Below are 281 nucleotides of genomic sequence, written 5' to 3'. Positions count from 1 at the left end.
CGTCATCTCCATCACCGACGGCCAGTGCTTCCTGCAGACCGACCTGTTCAACCAGGGTGTGCGCCCCGCCGTCAACGTCGGTGTGTCGGTCTCCCGCGTCGGTGGTGCCGCGCAGATCAAGGCGATGAAGGAGGTGGCAGGCTCGCTGCGTCTGGAGCTGTCGCAGTACCGCGAGCTGGAAGCCTTCGCGGCCTTCGCCTCCGACCTGGATGCCACCTCGAAGGCTCAGCTCGAGCGTGGTGCTCGTCTGGTCGAGCTGCTCAAGCAGCCGCAGAACTCCC

1 pseudogene is annotated in these 281 nt (G+C 66.2%); it reads left to right on the top strand.

Annotated elements, in window-relative coordinates:
- Nucleotides 1-281: pseudogene (locus L5876_RS14610) on the top strand (F0F1 ATP synthase subunit alpha); the annotation flags it as partial.

Source organism: Hyphobacterium sp. SN044 (genome assembly GCF_021864465.1).
GTDB lineage: Bacteria > Pseudomonadota > Alphaproteobacteria > Caulobacterales > Maricaulaceae > Hyphobacterium.
Note: the sequence above shows the minus strand (reverse complement) of the source record. Positions and strands in the feature narration are given on the sequence as shown.